The sequence below is a fragment of the Massilia sp. genome (genome assembly GCF_046293535.1).
In the GTDB taxonomy this organism is placed as follows: domain Bacteria; phylum Pseudomonadota; class Gammaproteobacteria; order Burkholderiales; family Burkholderiaceae_D; genus Telluria.
Map to the genome: position 1 here is coordinate 98,583 of NZ_JBKBOV010000009.1, position 18,340 is coordinate 116,922.

General features: G+C 66.2%; 16 protein-coding genes and 1 tRNA gene. 16 read left to right on the top strand and 1 reads right to left on the bottom strand.

What is annotated here, in order from left to right; translation table 11 throughout:
- The first annotated feature begins 38 nt into the window (after positions 1 to 38).
- From ACK4S9_RS07535 to ACK4S9_RS07545, 3 genes are all read left to right on the top strand, one after another.
- Positions 39 to 1,670: an AMP-binding protein gene (locus ACK4S9_RS07535; protein ID WP_409723644.1), complete on the top strand. Its 1,632-nt coding sequence runs from the start codon at positions 39 to 41 to the stop codon at positions 1,668 to 1,670.
- A 7-nt stretch (positions 1,671 to 1,677) separates the two neighbouring features.
- Positions 1,678 to 2,181, top strand: a complete 504-nt coding sequence (locus ACK4S9_RS07540) for a MarR family winged helix-turn-helix transcriptional regulator (RefSeq protein WP_409723648.1) — start codon at positions 1,678 to 1,680, stop codon at positions 2,179 to 2,181.
- Positions 2,182 to 2,283: 102 nt separating this feature from the next.
- Positions 2,284 to 3,060: an EAL domain-containing protein gene (locus ACK4S9_RS07545; protein WP_409723651.1), complete on the top strand. Its 777-nt coding sequence runs from the start codon at positions 2,284 to 2,286 to the stop codon at positions 3,058 to 3,060.
- Here the strand turns inward: ACK4S9_RS07545 and ACK4S9_RS07550 are convergent.
- Positions 3,057 to 3,710: a PEP-CTERM sorting domain-containing protein gene (locus ACK4S9_RS07550; protein ID WP_409723654.1), complete on the bottom strand. Its 654-nt coding sequence runs from the start codon at positions 3,708 to 3,710 to the stop codon at positions 3,057 to 3,059. The two genes, ACK4S9_RS07545 and ACK4S9_RS07550, sit on opposite strands and share 4 nt — an antisense overlap.
- A 196-nt stretch (positions 3,711 to 3,906) precedes the next feature.
- Between ACK4S9_RS07550 and ACK4S9_RS07555 the strand changes: the two genes are divergently transcribed.
- The 13 genes from ACK4S9_RS07555 (at position 3,907) to epsI (ending at position 18,322) form a co-directional block, all read left to right on the top strand.
- Positions 3,907 to 3,981 (top strand) — tRNA-Arg (locus ACK4S9_RS07555).
- A 151-nt stretch (positions 3,982 to 4,132) separates the two neighbouring features.
- Positions 4,133 to 6,097, top strand: a complete 1,965-nt coding sequence (locus ACK4S9_RS07560; RefSeq protein ID WP_409723656.1) for an ATP-binding cassette domain-containing protein — start codon at positions 4,133 to 4,135, stop codon at positions 6,095 to 6,097.
- Between the two features lie 49 nt (positions 6,098 to 6,146).
- On the top strand, positions 6,147 to 6,875 hold the full coding sequence (locus ACK4S9_RS07565) for a CAAX prenyl protease-related protein (protein ID WP_409723658.1): 729 nt from the start codon (positions 6,147 to 6,149) through the stop codon (positions 6,873 to 6,875).
- Positions 6,876 to 6,930: 55 nt separating this feature from the next.
- Positions 6,931 to 8,160, top strand: coding sequence for an XrtB/PEP-CTERM-associated polysaccharide biosynthesis outer membrane protein EpsL (gene epsL / locus ACK4S9_RS07570; protein WP_409723661.1), 1,230 nt, complete (start codon positions 6,931 to 6,933; stop codon positions 8,158 to 8,160).
- Positions 8,161 to 8,185: 25 nt separating this feature from the next.
- A complete protein-coding gene (locus ACK4S9_RS07575; RefSeq protein WP_409723664.1) occupies positions 8,186 to 9,568 on the top strand; it encodes an undecaprenyl-phosphate glucose phosphotransferase in 1,383 nt (460 codons plus the stop codon).
- A 272-nt stretch (positions 9,569 to 9,840) separates the two neighbouring features.
- Complete coding sequence (gene gmd / locus ACK4S9_RS07580) at positions 9,841 to 10,956, top strand: GDP-mannose 4,6-dehydratase (protein WP_409723667.1); 1,116 nt, start codon at positions 9,841 to 9,843, stop codon at positions 10,954 to 10,956.
- 2 nt (positions 10,957 to 10,958) lie between these two features.
- The gene (locus ACK4S9_RS07585; RefSeq protein WP_409723670.1) at positions 10,959 to 11,996 is read left to right on the top strand and encodes a GDP-L-fucose synthase family protein; all 1,038 of its coding nucleotides are present in this window, start codon (positions 10,959 to 10,961) and stop codon (positions 11,994 to 11,996) included.
- A 169-nt stretch (positions 11,997 to 12,165) separates the two neighbouring features.
- Positions 12,166 to 13,197, top strand: coding sequence for an EpsD family peptidyl-prolyl cis-trans isomerase (locus ACK4S9_RS07590; protein WP_409723673.1), 1,032 nt, complete (start codon positions 12,166 to 12,168; stop codon positions 13,195 to 13,197).
- Positions 13,198 to 13,244: 47 nt separating this feature from the next.
- On the top strand, positions 13,245 to 14,033 hold the full coding sequence (epsE, locus tag ACK4S9_RS07595) for a polysaccharide export protein EpsE (RefSeq protein WP_209588250.1): 789 nt from the start codon (positions 13,245 to 13,247) through the stop codon (positions 14,031 to 14,033).
- Positions 14,034 to 14,224: 191 nt separating this feature from the next.
- Positions 14,225 to 15,631, top strand: a complete 1,407-nt coding sequence (gene epsF / locus ACK4S9_RS07600; RefSeq protein ID WP_409723677.1) for a chain length determinant protein EpsF — start codon at positions 14,225 to 14,227, stop codon at positions 15,629 to 15,631.
- A gap of 48 nt (positions 15,632 to 15,679) precedes the next feature.
- Complete coding sequence (gene epsG, locus ACK4S9_RS07605; protein WP_229413036.1) at positions 15,680 to 16,579, top strand: chain length determinant protein tyrosine kinase EpsG; 900 nt, start codon at positions 15,680 to 15,682, stop codon at positions 16,577 to 16,579.
- A gap of 1 nt (position 16,580) precedes the next feature.
- Positions 16,581 to 17,570, top strand: coding sequence for an exosortase B (xrtB, locus tag ACK4S9_RS07610; RefSeq protein ID WP_409723680.1), 990 nt, complete (start codon positions 16,581 to 16,583; stop codon positions 17,568 to 17,570).
- The gene (gene epsI, locus ACK4S9_RS07615) at positions 17,567 to 18,322 is read left to right on the top strand and encodes an exosortase-associated protein EpsI, B-type (protein WP_409723683.1); all 756 of its coding nucleotides are present in this window, start codon (positions 17,567 to 17,569) and stop codon (positions 18,320 to 18,322) included. The genes xrtB and epsI overlap by 4 nt, the downstream gene beginning before the upstream one ends.
- Positions 18,323 to 18,340 lie beyond the last annotated feature (18 nt).

An 18,340-nucleotide genomic window follows, 5' to 3' on the forward strand; every position in this document is an offset into this window, starting at 1 on the left:
TTGCTGCACTACTGCTGGAATTCCTACGAGGGCCGGACATGACCGAAGCTTCCGCAGCACTTGCACCGTCCGGCTACGCCGACGGCTTCGCCCGCGCCAACCTGCCGCCGATCGACGCGTGGCCCGAGTTCCTGTTCGACCTGCCCGAGCTGCGGTACCCGCCGCGCCTGAACAGCGTGGCCGCGCTGTTCGACGCCGCCGCCGCGCGCGGCTGGGACGCGCGCACCGCCCTGGTCGGCAACCGCGAGCGCCTCAGCTACGGCCAGTTGCGCGCGCGGGTCGAACGCATCGCCCACGTGCTGCGCCGCGACCTCGCGCTGGCGACCGGCAGCCGCGTGCTGCTGCGCGGCGCCAATTGCCCCATGATGGCGGCCTGCATCCTGGCCGTGATCGAGGCCGGCTGCATCGCCGTGCCGACCATGCCGCTGCTGCGCGCGCGCGAACTGGGGACAATCGCCGGCCGCGCGCGCGTCGACGCGGTGCTGTGCGCGGCCTCGTTGCGCGCCGAGGTCGATGCGATGGCGCCAGGCGGCCTGCCGATGCTGCTGTTCGACGCCGGGAATGCCCCGGATTCCCTGGAAGCGCGCATGGCGGCCCACGACGATCCCTTCCCGGCGCCGGATACCGCCGCCGACGACGTCTGCCTGATCAGCTTCACCTCCGGCACCACTGGCGTGCCGAAGGGGACCATGCATTTTCACCGCGACCTGCTGGCGATCTGCGACTGCTTCCCGCGCCACACCCTGCGCTCGCACATCGACGACGTCTTCATCGGCACGCCGCCGCTGGCCTTCACCTTCGGCCTGGGCGGGCTGCTGCTGTTCCCGCTGCGGGTGGGCGCCAGCGCCGTGCTGCTCGAAAAGCTCACGCCCGAAAGCCTGCTGGCGGCGATCCAGGAGCACCGCGCCACCGTCTGCTTCACCGCGCCCACCTTCTATCGCCAGATGTCCCAGCTCGCCCCGCGCTTCGATTTGCGCAGCCTGAGCCGCAGCGTGTCGGCCGGCGAAGCGCTGCCGATCGCCACCCGCGAGGCCTGGAAAGGCGCCACCGGCCTGGACATGATCGACGGGATCGGCGCCACCGAAATGCTGCACATCTTCATCTCCGCCGCCGGCGCCGAGACCCGGCCGGGCGCGACCGGCAAGCCGGTGCCGGGCTACCGGGCCTGCATCCTCGGCGAGGACGGGCAGCCGGTGGGGCCGGGCGTGATCGGCCGGCTGGCGGTGAAAGGCCCGACCGGCTGCCGTTACCTGGACGACCCGCGCCAGCGCGACTACGTGCAGGACGGCTGGAACATCACCGGCGACGCCTACGAGATGGACGCCGACGGCTATTTCTACTACCGCTCGCGGCTGGACGACATGATCATCTCGGCCGGCTACAACATCGCCGGCGCCGAGGTCGAAGAGGCGCTGCTGCACCATCCGGCGGTGGCCGAATGCGGCGTGGTGGGGCGTCCGGACGAGGAGCGCGGGCAGGTGGTCGAGGCCCACGTCGTGCTCAAGCCGGGCGTGGCCGCCAGCAGCGAACTGGCCGCGGCGCTGCAGGAATTCGTCAAAGCCCGGATTGCCCCGTACAAGTATCCGCGCGTGCTGCGCTTTCGCGACCAGTTGCCGCGCACCGAAACCGGTAAACTGCAACGGTTCAAACTACGCATGGATGCGGCTTGAGGAAAATATGTCCGATCGCGAGGAAGGGGAGGAACAGGAGCTCGACCTGGCAAGCCGGCTGACGCAGGATCACCACCAGTCGCTCAAGCTGTGGCTGCGCATGCTGTCCTGCACCGTGCGCATCGAGAACGAGATCCGCACCCGGCTGCGCGCCGCCTTCGGCATCACGCTGCCGCGTTTCGACCTGATGGCCCAGCTCGAGCGCCATCCCGAGGGCCTGCGCATGGGCGAGCTGTCGCGGCGCATGATGGTCACCGGCGGCAACGTCACCGGCATCACCGACCAGCTCGAGCGCGAAGGCCTGGTGCTGCGCATGCCCGATCCGCACGACCGCCGGGTCTGGGCCGTGCGCCTGACGCCGGCCGGGCGCAGCGCCTTCGCCAGGATGGCGGCGGTGCACGAACGCTGGATCGACGAGATGCTGGCCGATATCCCGGCCGAGGACAAGGCCAGTCTGATCGCACTGCTGGCATCCATGAAGCAGCGCCTCAGGACTGGCGAGGAACGCTAGCCGTTGCGGAGCGGTCGACGGGGCCCAGCGACCATTGGTTGCAATCGTGCGACCTGCCCCCGGTGGCAGCGGATAATGGATGAATCCGCCAAGGGGAAAGCCATGCGCCTCACACCGCCCGACGTGCCACCGGAAGTCCGATCCTGCGGCCGCTGCCGCAACATGCGGGAGCTGGGTTTCCAGCTCGCCTTCGCCTACCAGCCGATCGTCGACCTGAAGGCGCGCAGCATCTGGGCGCACGAGGCCCTGGTGCGCGGGCCGCAGGGCGAGGGCGCCTGGTCGGTGCTGTCGCTGGTCAACGAGGACAACCTCTACGAGTTCGACCAGGCCTGCCGCATCGAGGCGATCCGCGGCGCGGCGCGCCTGGGCCTGCCGGGCCGGCTGTCGATCAACTTCCTGCCGAACGCCGTGTACCACCCGGCGACCTGCATCCAGCGCAGCTTCGCGGCGGCGAACGAAGCCGGTTTCCCGCTCGAGAACATCGTGTTCGAGGTCAGCGAAGGCGAGCGCCTGCGCGACCGGCCGCATCTGGTCCACATCTTCCGCGAATACCGGCGCTACGGTTTTGGTACCGCGATCGACGATTTCGGTTCCGGCTTTGCCGGCCTCGACCTGCTGTCGGCATTCCAGCCGGACGTCCTCAAGCTCGACATGGCGCTGGTGCGCGGCATCGATGGCGACCGGGCGCGCCAGGCGGTCGTGAAAGGGGTGCTGGCGATGTGCGCCGGACTATCGGTGCGGGTGCTGGCGGAAGGGGTGGAAACGCCGGCCGAGCGCGACTGGCTGGCCGGGGAGGGCGTCGAACTGATGCAGGGCTATCTGTTCGCCAGGCCGGCGCTGCACGCGGCCGGCGACATCCAGCCAGCGGCCTGGGCTTAAGGCTGGGCCGGGCGGGTGCGGCGACGGCGGCTGCCGCACACCGCCAGCGCGCCCACGGCCAGCAGCGCCAAGCCGGCCGGTTCCGGGACCTCACCCTGCTCCTGGCCGCCGCCGATCTGCGTGCCGCTGCCTTCGCCGTTCTCCTTGCCGGGAGCCGTGACCGGCAGCAGCGCCGCCGGCGCGGTGATGTAATGGCTGAGGCGGCCGATATTGCACTTGCTTTCCTTGGCATCGCAGGGACCGCCGCTCAGGAACTGGACCTGGTCGTTGGTCCAGACCAGTTGACTCGGTTCGCCGATATTCTGGAAGAAAAAGGTATTGGCGCTGACCCCGAGCTTGCCGATGCCGAACTTCAGCGCGAAATAGCCGGGTTGGGCCGGATCATTCAGGATCCAGGCCGATTCCAGGCCGTTCGCCTGGACGGCAGTATTGCCCTTGTCGACATCGATCTTGCTGCTGAGCACAAGGTTACCGATATCGGTGATGGCCTGCAGCGCCGCCAGTTCGCTCGCATCGCTCGAGTTGGCCAGCATGGCTTCGCCGATCTTCAGGTCTACCGTGATCGGCCCTGCCAGTGCCGCCGGCGCGGCCAGCAGAGAAAGGAGGCAAAGGAGGGTGCGGGAAAGCCGGGGAAGGGAAGCGGTAGCCATGGATGCGAAGTGGTCTGTCTGTCAACAAGAATTGCAAAATTTTAATTTGTGTTGCCAGAATAGAAGGACTTTGCCTCGCTGTAAAGATATCGGTCTGAAAAAAAGAGGGCGCGTAGCTGTTTTGCCACTGTTCTTGTTTGGCAAGGCGGCTGGTACAATACGGGACGGCACCTGCGCGCACGCGCGGGTGCGATGTGTCGCCATAGTACAATGGATAGTACAAGGTCCTCCTAAGACTTAGATGCAGGTTCGATTCCTGCTGGCGACACCATTGCGCTACCTGCGCAATCGTCTGCCTTGCCTTCCTCTCTACCGTAATCGCTGCGCCCCTTCTTCGCTTGCCGCGCCGCCAGTCGGTACAATGCACGCTTCTTTCAACATTTTGCGTCCGCGCCAGGTAGCGGCGGGCGGGTTCACGGATCATGGCTGTCATTTCCCTCACTTCCGCGCAGCTGGCCTTCGGCCACGTCGCGCTGCTCGACCACGCTGACTTTTCCCTGGAGGCCGGCGAGCGCGTCGGCCTGATCGGCCGCAACGGCACCGGCAAATCCTCGCTGCTCAAGATCATCTCGGGCCGCGCGAAACTCGACGACGGCCTGCTGGTCATGCAGCAGGGCGTCAAGATCGCCTACGTCGAGCAGGAGCCGGTCTTCGATCCGGAATCGAGCGTGTTCGACGCGGTGGCGGCCGGCATGGGCGGGCAGCAGGCCATGCTGACCGAATACGAGTCGCTCACCGGGCAGTTCGGCGGCGGCAACGACGAGGCGCTGATGGAGCGCATGCACGAACTCCAGCTCAAGCTCGACGCCGTCGACGGCTGGAACCTGGCGCACAAGGTCGACACCACCCTCGATCGCCTGGGCCTGAACCGCGAGGCGAAGATGGGCACGCTGTCGGGCGGCATGCAAAAGCGCGTGGCGCTGGCCGTGGCGCTGGTGTCGGCCCCGGACGTGCTGCTGTTGGACGAACCGACCAACCACCTCGACTTCACCTCGATCAAATGGCTGGAGGGCTTGCTGCGCGCGTTTGCCGGCTCGGTGCTCTTCATCACCCACGACCGCAGCTTCCTGGACAACGTCGCCACCCGCATCATCGAACTCGACCGCGGTCGCCTGCTCTCGTTCCCGGGCAATTTCTCCACCTACCAGGAGCGCAAGCGCGAGCTGCTGGCCAACGAGGAAGTGGAGAACGCCAAGTTCGACAAGTTCCTGGCCCAGGAAGAAGTCTGGATCCGCAAGGGCGTGCAGGCCCGCCGCACCCGCGACGAAGGCCGGGTGCGCCGGCTGGAAGCGCTGCGCCTGCAGCGCGCCGCGCGCCGCGAGCAGCAGGGCACGGTCCGTCTCGACGTCGGCGCCGGCGAGCGCTCGGGCAAGATCGTTGCCGAGCTGGAAAACATCTCCAAGTCGTACGGCGAGAAAGTCATCGTCAGCAATTTCACCGGCACGATCCTGCGCGGCGACAAGGTGGGCCTGATCGGGCCCAACGGCGCCGGCAAGACCACGCTGCTGAAGATCATCCTGGGCGACGAGACCCCCGACAGCGGCTCGGCCAAGCTGGGGACCAGGCTGAACGTCGCCTATTTCGACCAGATGCGCGCCCAGCTCAACGACGAGGCGAGCCTGGCCGATACCATCTCGCCGGGCAGCGACTGGGTCGAGATCAATGGCCAGAAGAAGCACGTGATGACCTACCTCAGCGACTTCCTGTTCGCCCCCGAACGCGCGCGCTCGCCGGTGAAGTCGCTCTCGGGCGGCGAGCGCAACCGCCTGCTGCTGGCGCGCCTGTTCGCCAAGCCGGCCAACTGCCTGGTGCTGGATGAACCGACCAACGACCTCGACATCGAAACCCTCGAGCTGCTCGAGGAATTGCTTGAGGAATACACAGGCACCGTGTTCCTGGTGAGCCATGACCGTACCTTCCTCGACAACGTCGTGACCCAGGTGATCGTTGCCGAAGGGAATGGACTGTGGCGCGAATACGTCGGCGGCTACACCGACTGGGAGCGCGCGCGTGCCAGCGAGCCTCCCGCTTCCGCCAAGCCTGCCCCCGCTCTTGCGAAGAGCGCCCCGGCAGCCCCGGCGGCTCCGGCGCAGCAGGCGTCCAAAGCTGGTGAAATGTCATCTACCGCACAGAGCGGGTCTGGTAAAAAGGTAAAGTTGAGCTACAAGGAACAGCGCGAACTGGAGGAACTTCCCCAGCTGATCGCTACTCTTGAAGATGAGCAGTCGGCGATCACGGCCCAGCTGAATTCGCCCGACTTCTACAAGCAGAAGCCCGGCGATGCGCGCCGCCTGAGCGAGCGCCACGCCGAGATCGACGACCTGCTGCTCGACGCCCTCGAACGCTGGGAGCGCATCGAAGCCCGCGCACGGGGCGAGCAGGGATAACAAACGGGGCAGGCCAGGCGCCTGCGCAGACCAGGAGTAAAACCCGGACATGACCGAGCACAACGACTCTCGTACCGCTCCCTCCGCAAACCCCGCGTTATCGGTCGACGCACCCCTCTTCAGCCGCGCCGCCTGGGCGCGGATCCTGCCTTTCGGCGCCTACATCTTCTTCATCATCCTCGGCGACATGCTCGAGCGCACGGGCCTGTCGCGCGCCGAGCTGCGCTGGCTCTACCCGGTCCAGATCGGCGTCGTGGCCGTGCTGCTGGCGCTGTTCTGGCGCCGCTACCACGAGCTGCGCGCGCCGCTGCCCGGCGCCGCGCAGCTGCTGGTGTCGGTGCTGGTCGGCGTCGTGGTGCTGGTTCTCTGGATTAACCTCGACGCTCCCTGGATGACGGTGGGATCGAGTCCGGGCTACGACCCGCGCACCAACGGCGAGCTCGACTGGGTCCTGATCGTGATCCGCATCGCCGGCGCCGCCTTGGTCGTGCCCGTCATGGAAGAACTGTTCTGGCGCTCCTTCGTCATGCGCTGGGTCGATGCCGCCGACTTCGAAGCCCTGGAGCCCGCCCGGGTCGGCATCAAGGGTTTCCTGGTCTCGGTCGTCCTGTTCGGTTTCGAGCACAACCTGTGGCTGGCCGGCATCGTGGCCGGCGTGGCCTACAGCCTCCTTTACATGCGTCATCGCAACCTGTGGTCCGCGGTGATCGCCCACGCTGTCACCAACGGCCTGCTCGGCGCCTGGGTGGTCGCGACCGGCAGCTGGGCCTTCTGGTAATCCGCAGGCGAAGCTTCACCACCCCAAGCGCAATGAATCAGAAAAGACAAACAACATGATGCCTTTACGCCACCCCTCCCTCCGCCCGATCGCCCTGTTGATCGGCGCGATGTGCATGTTCCCGGCCCACCAGGCCGCCGCCCAACAACAGCAGCAGCCGGAAGAAGGCCTGAAGCTGTACGGCGGCATCGGCTGGGGCTACGACGACAACCTGCTGCGGGTGCCGGACAACCGGCCCGCCTTCGGCGGCAAGCGCAGCGACCGCTGGCGCCAGACCGAGCTTGGGGTCGTCTACAACAAGCGCATCAGCCGCCAGCGCGTGGCGGTGGTGGCCAAGGCCTCGAAGGTCGACTTCGATTTCTTCAAGCAGCTCGACTACGACGGCCGCGACCTGCAGGCCACCTGGTTCTGGGAGCTCGGCAACAAGTTCGAAGGGCAGGCCGGCACCCTGTACGACCGCTCGCTGTCCTCGTACACCGATTTCTTCAGCGACGAGCGCAACGTGCGCGAGCGTCGCCGCCAGTGGTTCGACGGCGGCTGGAAGATGCACCCGAGCTGGAAGCTGCGCACCGGCTTTACCCGCGACCGCTACGAATACGAACTGGTGCGCCAGCGCTGGAACAACCGCACCGAGAAGGCGTCCGAACTCGAACTGCTGTACCGGCCCAGGAGCGGCAGTTCGGTGGGCCTGGTGGCGCGCCGGGTCAAGGGCGAGTACCCGTTCCGGCGCCCGACCACGATCGGCGTGCTGAACGACGACTTCACCCAGGACGAGCTGAAACTGCGCGTCAACTGGTACGCCACCGGCTCCACCACCGTGCAGGCGCTGGCCGGCTACGTGCGGCGCGAGCAGCCCTCGTTCGGCGAAGGCAAGACCAGCGGCTTCAACGGCCGCGTGAACGCCTACTACCAGCCGCGCGGCAAGGTGACCTACAATGCCTCGGTATGGCGCGAATTCGCCCCGATCGAGAGCACCATCGTCAGCTATACCCTGAACCGCGGCGCCAGCGTCGGCGCCAGTTGGCAGGCCACCGGCAAGATCAAGGTCGACGCCAACGCCGCCTACGAGCAGCGCGCCTACAACCCGCGCTCGGTCGTGGCAAGCGGCCTGTCCGACCTGGACGACTCCCTGAAGACGGCCAGCCTGCGCGCCACCTGGCAGGTCAAGCGCAAGATCGCTGTCTCGGCCGGCTGGCAGCACCAGTCGCGCAGCGGTTCGCAGACGCTCAACCTGGGCAAGTTCGACGCCAACACCGTGATGGTGAACGCGAACGTGCTGTTCTGAAGCAGCTGGTCTCACGAAGCGGCTTATGACGGTAAACGACATCCCGATCATCTCGTTTTTCCAGCGCGTGCTCGATCCCCTGATCATCATGGGGACCCTGTACCTGGCCACCTTGTACTACCAGGAACCGTTTTCCGGCTATTCGCTGGTGCTGATGATCCTGGCCTTCTTCATCTCGTCCTCGGTTTACCAGCACGTCGATCCCTACCGCACCTGGCGCAGCGGCCGCATGCTGGCCTATGCGCGCGACACCGTGTTCGGCTGGTGCCTGACCATCGCGGTGCTGTACTTCCTGGGTTCGGCCAGCGGCCTGAAGTACTTCTACGACGAGCGCGTGCTGCTGGCCTGGTTCATCGCCACGCCGGTGACGATCCTGGCCAGCCACCTGGCGGTGCGCAAGGCCACCGGCAGCCGCGACCGCAAGCGCGAAGTGCGTTCGATCGTGGTGGTGGGTATCAACGATGTCGGACTCAAGTTCGCCAAGGTGTGCGAACGCCATCCCAACCTGTTCATGGAAGTCTGCGGTTTCTTCGAAGACCGCAAGGACGAGCGCCGCCCGAGCGACATCCCGCATCCGGTGCTGGGCGGCATGGAGGACGTGTGCGCCTACGTGCGCCAGCACAACATCAAGATGATCTTCATCAGCCAGCCGATCTCGGCCCAGCCGCGCATCCGCAAGCTGATCGACGAACTGAAGGACACCACCGCCTCGGTCTACTTCCTGCCGGACGTCTATGTGTTCGACCTGATGCAGGCCAGGTTCGACACCGTCGGCGGCATGCCCGTCATCGCGATCAGCGAGACGCCCTTCATGGGTTGGAACAGCGTGATCAAGCGCGGCAGCGATATCGTGATCGGCAGCCTCATCCTGGTCCTGCTGGCTCCGCTGATGCTGGTCATCGCTATCGCCGTGAAGCTCACCTCGACAGGGCCGGTGATCTTCCGCCAGCGCCGCTACGGCCTGTATGGCGAAGAAATCTACGTCTACAAGTTCCGCTCGATGACCGTGACCGAGGATGGCCCGAACGTGGTGCAGGCCTCGAGGAACGACCAGCGCGTGACCAGGATCGGCGGCTTCCTGCGCCGCACCTCGCTCGACGAACTGCCGCAGTTCATCAACGTGCTGCAGGGGCGCATGAGCCTGGTCGGACCGCGTCCGCACGCGGTCGCCCACAACGAGCAATACCGCAAGCTGATCAAGGGCTACATGCTGCGCCACAAGGTGCGTCCGGGGATCACCGGCTGGGCCCAGGTGAACGGCCTGCGTGGCGAGACCGCCACGCTCGACAAGATGGAAGCGCGCATCCAGTACGACCTCGATTACCTGCGCAACTGGTCGCTGTGGCTCGACCTGTGGATCATCATCAAGACGGTCAAGGTCGTGCTGACCCGCGAGAACGCCCACTGAACACGGATGGAACCCGGCGTTGCGGCGGGCATCGAAAGGCAGGATGATGGCAAATTCGGTTTACGCTAAAAGTTATTAACTGCTTGCAAGATGCTTTTATTTACCATTGAAAATCATTTAAATTCAAGTTGGAAATAATTCGCTTAAGGTCAACTTAAAAGCCACGCGCACGATTGCTATCTTGCTTGCATGACTACACGAGCTGCGTAGAATCGTTGATGAGTTTGCAACTGCCGGGGCCGTTCTTTGCCCGGTTCCGTAAGGGAAACAATATGAAGAAAGCATTGATTACCGGCGTCACCGGCCAGGACGGTTCTTACCTGGCCGAGCTGCTGCTCGCGAAGGGCTACGAGGTCCACGGCATCAAGCGCCGCGCCTCCTTGTTCAACACCGGGCGCATCGACCACATCTACCAGGATCCGCACGCCGACAATCCGCGCTTCTTCCTCCACTACGGCGACCTCACCGATACCTCCAACCTGACCCGCATCCTGCAGATGGTGGCGCCGGACGAGGTCTACAACCTGGGTGCGATGAGCCACGTGGCGGTCTCCTTCGAGTCGCCCGAGTACACCGCCGACGTCGACGGCATCGGCACCCTGCGCCTGCTGGAGGCGATCCGTTTCCTCGGGCTGGAAAAGAAGACCCGCTTCTACCAGGCCTCGACCTCCGAGCTGTACGGCCTGGTGCAGGAGACCCCGCAGCGCGAGACCACGCCTTTCTATCCGCGCAGCCCGTATGCGGTGGCCAAGCTGTACGCCTACTGGATCACCGTGAACTACCGCGAGGCCTATGGCATGTATGCCTGCAACGGCATCCTGTTCAACCACGAATCGCCGCGCCGCGGCGAGACCTTCGTCACCCGCAAGATCACCCGCGCCCTGGCCAATATCGCCCAGGGCCTCGAGCCCCAGCTCTTCCTCGGCAACCTCGACGCGCTGCGCGACTGGGGCCATGCCCGCGACTACGTGCACATGCAGTGGCTCATGCTGCAGCAGGACAAGCCCGAGGATTTCGTGATCGCCACCGGGCGCCAGTATGCGGTGCGCGATTTCGTCGAGATCGCCGCCCGCGAGCTGGGCATCGAGATCGCCTGGCAGGGGCAGGGCGTCGAGGAGCGCGGCCTGGTGGCCAGCGTCACCGGCGACAAGGCGCCGGGCGTCGTGGTGGGCCAGCCGATCGTGGCGGTGGACCCGCAATACTTCCGTCCGACCGAGGTCGAGACCCTGCTGGGCGACCCGAGCCGTGCGCGCGAGCGCCTCGGCTGGGAACCTACGACCAGTTTCGAAGCGATGGTGCAGGAGATGGTGGCGCACGACCTGGACACGGCGCGCCGCCACAAGCTGCTCGCATCGCATGGCTACAACGTTGCACTTTCATTGGAGTAAGCGTGTCGAACAATCAGCCCAGAATCTATGTCGCCGGCCATCGTGGCCTGGTCGGCTCCGCCATCGTGCGCGTCCTGCGCGCCCAGGGACACACCGACATCGTCACCCGCACCCACGCCGAACTGGAACTCACCGACCAGGCCCAGGTGCGCGAATTCTTCCGTACCGAACGCATCGACCAGGTCTACCTGGCCGCGGCCAAGGTGGGCGGCATCCACGCCAACAACACCTATCCGGCCGAGTTTATCTACGACAACATGATGGTGCAGGCCAATGTCGTGCATGAAGCATGGCGTGCCGGCGTCCAGAAGCTGCTGTTCCTCGGTTCCTCCTGCATCTATCCGCGCCTGGCGGCGCAGCCGATCCGCGAGGAATACCTGATGAACGGCATCCTCGAACCGACCAACGAACCCTATGCGATGGCCAAGATCGCCGGCATCAAGCTGTGCGAGAGCTACAACCGCCAGTACGGCACCGACTACCGCAGCGTGATGCCGACCAACCTGTACGGTCCGGGCGACAACTACCACCCCGAAAACAGCCACGTGATCCCGGCCCTGCTGCGCCGCTTCCACGAAGCGCGCGAGAACGATGCGCCGGAAGTGGTGATCTGGGGCAGCGGCAAGCCGATGCGCGAGTTCCTGTACGTGGACGACATGGCCGCCGCCAGCGTCTATGTGATGAACCTGCCCGCCGAGGTGTACGCGGCGAATACCGACCCGATGCACTCGCACATCAACGTCGGCACCGGCCAGGACGTCACGATCGCCGAACTGGCGCGGCTGGTGGGCGACACCGTCGGCTACCGCGGCCGTATCGTGTTCGACGCCAGCAAGCCGGACGGCACGCCGCGCAAGCTGCTCGACGTATCCAAGCTGGCCGCGCTCGGCTGGCGCGCCAGCACGCCGCTGCAGGAAGGCTTGCGCCGCGCCTACGAAGCCTTCGTCGCCGAGCAGGAAGCGGAAGAGGCCGGTCCGCAGGACGTGCCTGCGCAGCTGCTGGGGCGTGCCGCCGGGAATGCGGCGCGGGTGCCGGCATGAAGCGCGGAACATGTCGCAGTAGCAGTTTGTTAATTGACGAACAGAGAGCGAATCGTGCGGAACCCAGAATGGATGAGTCCTGAATCTGCTCCGCAATCCGGGGCAGGTCACGAATAACAAGAGGAACACGCGGCGGGTTCGCCCGCTAACCAACGTCGAGGAAACTATCTTGAAAACCTTCCATTTGGCAGCCAACCCAACCTCCTTCCCAAGCCCCAGGCGCCTGCTGTCCGCGGCGGCGCTGGTGTTGTGCGCGACGACCCTGGCCGCTTGCAGCAAGGACGAAGCACCCAAGGAGTCCAAGCCGGGCCAGGCCCTGGCCAGCGTCAACGGCGAGGAAATCACCGTCCTGCAGCTGAACGAGGAACTGCAGCGCCTGGGCGTCGGCGCACAGCAGCAGCAGACGGCCGGCAAGCAGGTCCTGCAGGCCCTGATCGACCGTGAACTGCTGGAGAGCGAGGCTGCCAAGGAAAAGCTCGACCGTGATCCGAAGGTGATGCAGGCGATCGAGCGCGCGCGTTCGCTGATCATCGCCCAGGCCTACATGCAAAAGCGCATCGGCGAGCCGCAGCGCCCCTCGCAGGCCGAGGTGGAAGACTACTTCAACAAGAATCCGCAGTTCTTCAGCAACCGCAAGCAGTTCGCCATGAACGAGCTGATCATCGCGGCCAGCGACCTGACGCCGGAGGTGCGCGCCGCCGCCGACAGCGCCAAGTCGCTGGAAGAAGTGGCGGTGTTCCTCGACGCCCGCAACATCAAGTACGGCCGCGCCCAGGTCACGCGCAGCACCGCCGACCTGAACGCCCAGCTGTCGGCCAAGCTGCTGTCGATGCCGAAAGGCCAGCTGTTCGCGGTCAAGGAAGGCGACCGCGCCATGCTGATCTCGATCGCCGAAGTGCGCGACGCGCCCGTCACCCTGGCGATCGCCGCCCCGCAGATCAGCCAATACCTGATGAACAAGAAGAACAAGGAACTGGCCGCCGCCGAGATCCAGCGCCTGCGCGGCACCGCCAAGATCGCCTACCTGAACAAGGAATACGAGCCGAGCCCGAACGCACCGGCGGGTGGCGCCCCGGCGGCGCCGGGCGCGACCGCGGTGGCCACCGCGCCGGCCGGCCAGTCCTCGGTCGCACCGCCGGCCGAACCCGAATCCGGCACCGACAAATCGGCCCTCGAACGCGGCGTCGCCGGCCTGAAGTAATCCGACTCATCGACTCACCGACCCAAAAACAAATAGAAGGAGCAATCATGAAACGATTCGTCAAGTGGATGATGGCCACCGCGCTCGTGCTGAGCATGGGTGTCGCCGCTGCCGCCGAAGTGCTGCTCGGACCGGGCGACGTGGTCAAGCTGTCCGTCTACGGCAGCCCCGACCTCTCGCTCGAGACCCGCGTCAGCGAAAGCGGCAACATCACCTTCCCGCTGCTCGGCCAGGTCGCGGTGGGCGGCCTGTCGGTGGCCGCGGCCGAGAAGAAGATCGGCGACATGCTGGAAAAGGGCGGCTACCTCAAGAAGGCCCAGGTCAACATGCTGGTGACCACGCTGGCCAGCCAGCAGGTGTCGGTGCTGGGCTATGTGAACCGTCCGGGCCGCTATGCGGTGGAAGGGCGCCGCAAGGTGCTCGACCTGCTGGCCATGGCCGGCGGCATCCACGGCGACGGCGGCGACATCATCAACCTGGTGCGCACCCGCGACGGCAACACCACGCGCGAGACCATCGATGTGGTCGACATGGTCCGCAAGGGCGAGCTGAACAAGGACTACGAAGTGGCCGGCGGCGACATCATCTACGTCGAGCGCGCCCCGCGCGCCTATGTCACCGGCGAAGTCCAGCGTCCGGGTCCGTTCCGCCTGGAGCGCGGCATGACCGTGCAGCAGGCCGTCTCGGCCGGCGGTGGCCTGAGCATGCGTGGCAGCAATAACGGCATGAAAGTCACCCGCAAGGATGCCAGCGGCAATCCCGTCACGATTGACGTCAAAGCCAGTGACCCAGTTCAAGTGGACGATGTCATCGTAGTACGCGAGTCCTGGTTCTGAGGCTGTGCTTAAACGTAGGGTGGGCGGGTCCTCCCGCCCACGCGGTGATAGTTGGGTGATGAATAGCCGCGCAGGCTGCAGTACCGTGATTTGACCGCGTGGGCGGGAGACCCGCCCACCCTACGAATCCTGTTTAACGCTTCACTCGTTTGTCCACCCGCTTGTCAAAGCAATGATGCAAAGGTAAGGCCATGAACGTTCATCAATTCCTGCTCATTCTTCTTGCCAGGAAGAAGATCATCCTGGGGACCCTGCTGGTCACCGTCCTGCTCGCGCTGGGATGGAGCCTGATCCAGCAGAAGACCTACAAGGCAACCGCATCCGTGCTGTTGAACTACAAGGGCGTGGACCCGGTGAGCGGCCTCACCATGCCCGGCAACCTGATGCCGGGCTATATGGCCACCCAGATGGACATCATCACCAGCAAGAACGTGGCGCTGCGGGTGGTCGACTCGCTGCGCCTGGCTTCCAGCCCGGCCGTGCAGGCCCAGTGGCGCGAAGCCAGCGAAGGCAAGGGCACGGTGCGCGACTGGCTGGCCGACCTGCTGCTGAAGAAACTCGAGATCATGCCCTCGCGCGAATCGAGCGTGGTCGAGATCAGCTTCAAGGGCGCCGACCCGGCCTTCGCCGCCGCCGTCGCGAACGCCTTCGCCGACGAATACCAGAAGATCAGCGTCCAGCTCAAGACCGAGCCGGCCAAGAAAGCCTCGTCCTATTTCAACGAACAGACCAAGCAGCTGCGCGACAACCTGGAAGCCGCGCAGGCGCGCTTGTCGAAATACCAGCAGGAGAAGGGCATCGTCAGCCTCGACAACAACCGGGTGGACGTCGAGCTGTCGCGCCTGAGCGACCTCTCGGCCCAGCTGGTGGCGGCCCAGACCCAGGCCATGGAAGCCAGCTCGCGCGAACGCATGGCCACCGGCGTCGGCTCGCCCGACGTCGCCAACAACGCCCTGGTGCAGAGCCTGCGCGTGAGCCTGGCCAGCGGCGAGGCCAAGCTGGCCGAAGCCGCCTCGCGCTACGGCCGCAACCACCCGGCCTACCAGTCGGCCCAGGCCGAGGTGAGCAAGATGCGCGCCGAACTGAACGCCGCCCTGGGCAGCGTGTCGAAGAGCGTGGGCGCCAATGCCCAGGTGTACCGCCAGCGCGAGGCCGAGCTGCGCGCCGAACTGGCCGCCCAGAAAACCCGCGTGCTCGAGCTGAACCGCACCCGCGACGAACTCGGCGTGCTGCTGAAAGACCTCGACAGCGCCCAGCGCGCCTTCGATGCCGCCAGCAACCGCTTCTCGCAGACCCGCATCGAGGCCCAGGCCGAGCAGTCCGACATCTCGATCCTGAACCCGGCGGTGCCGCCGACCGAGCCGTCGGGCCCGCGCGTGCTGCTCAACACCCTGGTCTCGATCCTGCTGGGCACCATCCTCGGCGTCGGCCTGGCCCTGCTGCTGGAACTGATCAACCGCCCGGTCCGTTCGACCGGCGACGTCAAGGACATGCTGGGCATCCCGGTGCTCGGCACCATCGAGTGGCGCATGAAGCGCCCGCGCGGCGCCGGCATCCGGGCGCTGATGACCCCGCGCCGCCTGCTGCGCCTGAACTGAGGCGCACGGGGGCCGCGCATCCGAACCAAACAAGAATAGGACACGACCATGAATTCATCCGTGCTATCCGCATTGCCGACCGGTGCACCCCATGAGGGCGCACTGCACAACGGGGCTCAGGCCGATTCGAGCATGGGCGCATTGCTGCTCGATTCCGGCAAGCTCACCCCCGAGAGTGCCGAGCGTGTCCTGCGCATGCAGAAAGACCTGGGAATCCGCTTCGGCGAAGCCGCCGTGCGCCTGGGCCTGGTGAGCGAGGAAGACATCCAGCAGGTGCTGGCGCGCCAGTTTTCCTATCCTTATTTGCAGAAAGGGCAGGCCAACCTGTCGCCCAAGCTGGTCGCCGCCTACGACCCGTTCTCGCCCCAGGTCGAGGCCCTGCGCGCGATCCGCAGCCAGCTGATGCTGCGCTGGTTCGCACGCGGCCGGCGCGCCCTGGCGATCGCCGGCGTCACGCCGGAAGACGGTTCCAGCCTGTTCGCGGCCAACCTGGCGGTGGTGTTCTCCCAGCTGGGCGAGCAGACCCTGCTGGTGGATGCCAACCTGCGCAGCCCGCGCCAGCAGGAGATGTTCGGCGTCAAGCCGCGCCAGGGCCTGTCCGACCTGCTGGCGGGCCGCGCCGACCTCGACGTCATCCAGCGCGTTCCCGCTTTCGTCGACCTGTCCCTGATGCCGGCCGGTACGCTGCCGCCGAATCCGCAGGAACTGCTGGCGCGCGAAGGCTTCCGCAACCTGAATACCCAGCTCGAGTCGCGCTACGACGTGGTGCTGTACGACCTGCCGCCGTTTGCCAGCGGGGCCGACGCGCTGGCGGTGGCCGGCCGCGCCGGCGGGGTGCTGCTGGTGGCCTGCAAGCACCGTACCCGTATCGCCAACATCAGCCGCATGGCCGAGCAGATGGCCGAATCCGGCGCCGAAGTGGTCGGCTCGGTGGTGGTGGAGTTCTGAGATGGCGAGCGCGGCACGAGATCACGCACGGGCGGTGGAATCGCCGCCCCCGACCCTGGCAGGCACCCTCGACGGCCTGAAGGGCTCCCTGTCCGAATGGTGGCCGGTGTATGCCGGCCTGGCGATCCTGTTCGGTCCCACCTTCCACAGCCTGTTCACCGACGCCTGGATCAGCGAGGAGCAGGGGCACGGGCCGATCATCTTCTTCCTGGCGCTCTGGCTCATCTGGCGCAAATGGCCCGAGGTCATGGCCGCGGTCGGCCCGACGCCCGCTGGCAGCTGGACCGGCTGGCCGGTGCTGGCGCTCGGCCTGATGTTCCACCTGCTCGGCCGCTCGCAGAAGATCCTGATGTTCGAAGTGGCCTCGATCGTGGTGGTGATGGCGGCCCTGGTGCTGCTCAAGTTCGGCAGCCGCGCCCTGCGCGTGCTGTGGTTCCCGTTCTTCTTCATGCTGTTCCTGGTGCCGCTGCCGAGCGAGCTGGTGGCGGCGGTGACGATGCCGATGAAGATGGCGGTGTCCTGGGTGACCGAGCACATCCTGTTCGCGCTGGGCTACCCGATCTCGCGCTCGGGCGTGGTGCTGCAGATGGGCCAGTACCAGCTGCTGGTGGCCGACGCCTGCGCCGGCCTGCAGACCCTGCTGACCCTGGAAGCGCTCGGCCTGTTCTACCTGAACCTGATGCGCCACCCCTCGGCCTTCCGCAACATCGCGCTGGCGATCCTGATCGTCCCGATCTCGTTCACCGCCAACGTGATCCGCGTGATCGCCCTGACCCTGATCACCTATTACTTCGGCGACGCGGCCGGCCAGGGCTTCCTGCACGGCTTCGCCGGCATGGTGCTGTTCGTGACCGCGCTGCTGCTGATCCTGGCGGTCGACAATGGCCTGCAATGGTGGATCAAGCGCCGCGGCAATCGCGGCGGCGGCCCGGGCACGGGCGGCGGCCGCATGCCGGGCCCGCGGACGGGCTCCCTGAAGGAGGCAACATGAATCGCCGTTTCGCCATCAGCGTGGTGCTGGGCCTGGCCATGGCCGGCACCTCGGCCCTGACCGGGGCGCTCACCCCCAAGCCGCGGGTGCTGCAGCCGCATGAACAGTTCAGCCTGGAACAGATGATCCCGCAGCGCTTCGGCGACTGGCGCATCGACCCTTCGGTGGTGCCGCTCGCGCCCGATCCGGAGCAGCAGAGCATGCTGGAAAAGATCTACGACCAGACCCTGTCGCGCACCTACATCAACAGCCAGGGACAGCGCGTGATGCTGTCGATCGCCTATGGCGGCGACCAGAGCAAGGCGCTGCAACTGCACCTGCCCGAGGTCTGCTACGTGGCCCAGGGCTTCCAGATGGTGAAGGACGACGAGGGCGCGCTGCCGACCCGCTTCGGCGAACTGCCGGTCAAGCGCCTGGTGGCGCGCCTGCACGAGCGCAACGAGCCGATTACCTACTGGATCACGATCGGCGAGCACGCCTCGCGCGCCGGCATCCAGCAGAAGCTGCACCGCCTGGCCTACGGCCTGTCCGGCGAGATCCCGGACGGCATGCTGGTGCGCGTCTCGACCATCCAGTCCAACGAAACCCAGGCCTACGGGGTGCAGGACCGCTTCGTCGCCGAGATGCTGGGCGTCATGGCGCCGCGCGACCGCAGCCGCCTGCTGGGTTCGGGCCTTGCGGGAGCATCGGAAACGGCCCCCGAGGCGGCCGCCGCGGCGGCGCCCGCGGCGCATGGCCCGGCGCGCGGCTGACACGGGAGAAAGTAACAA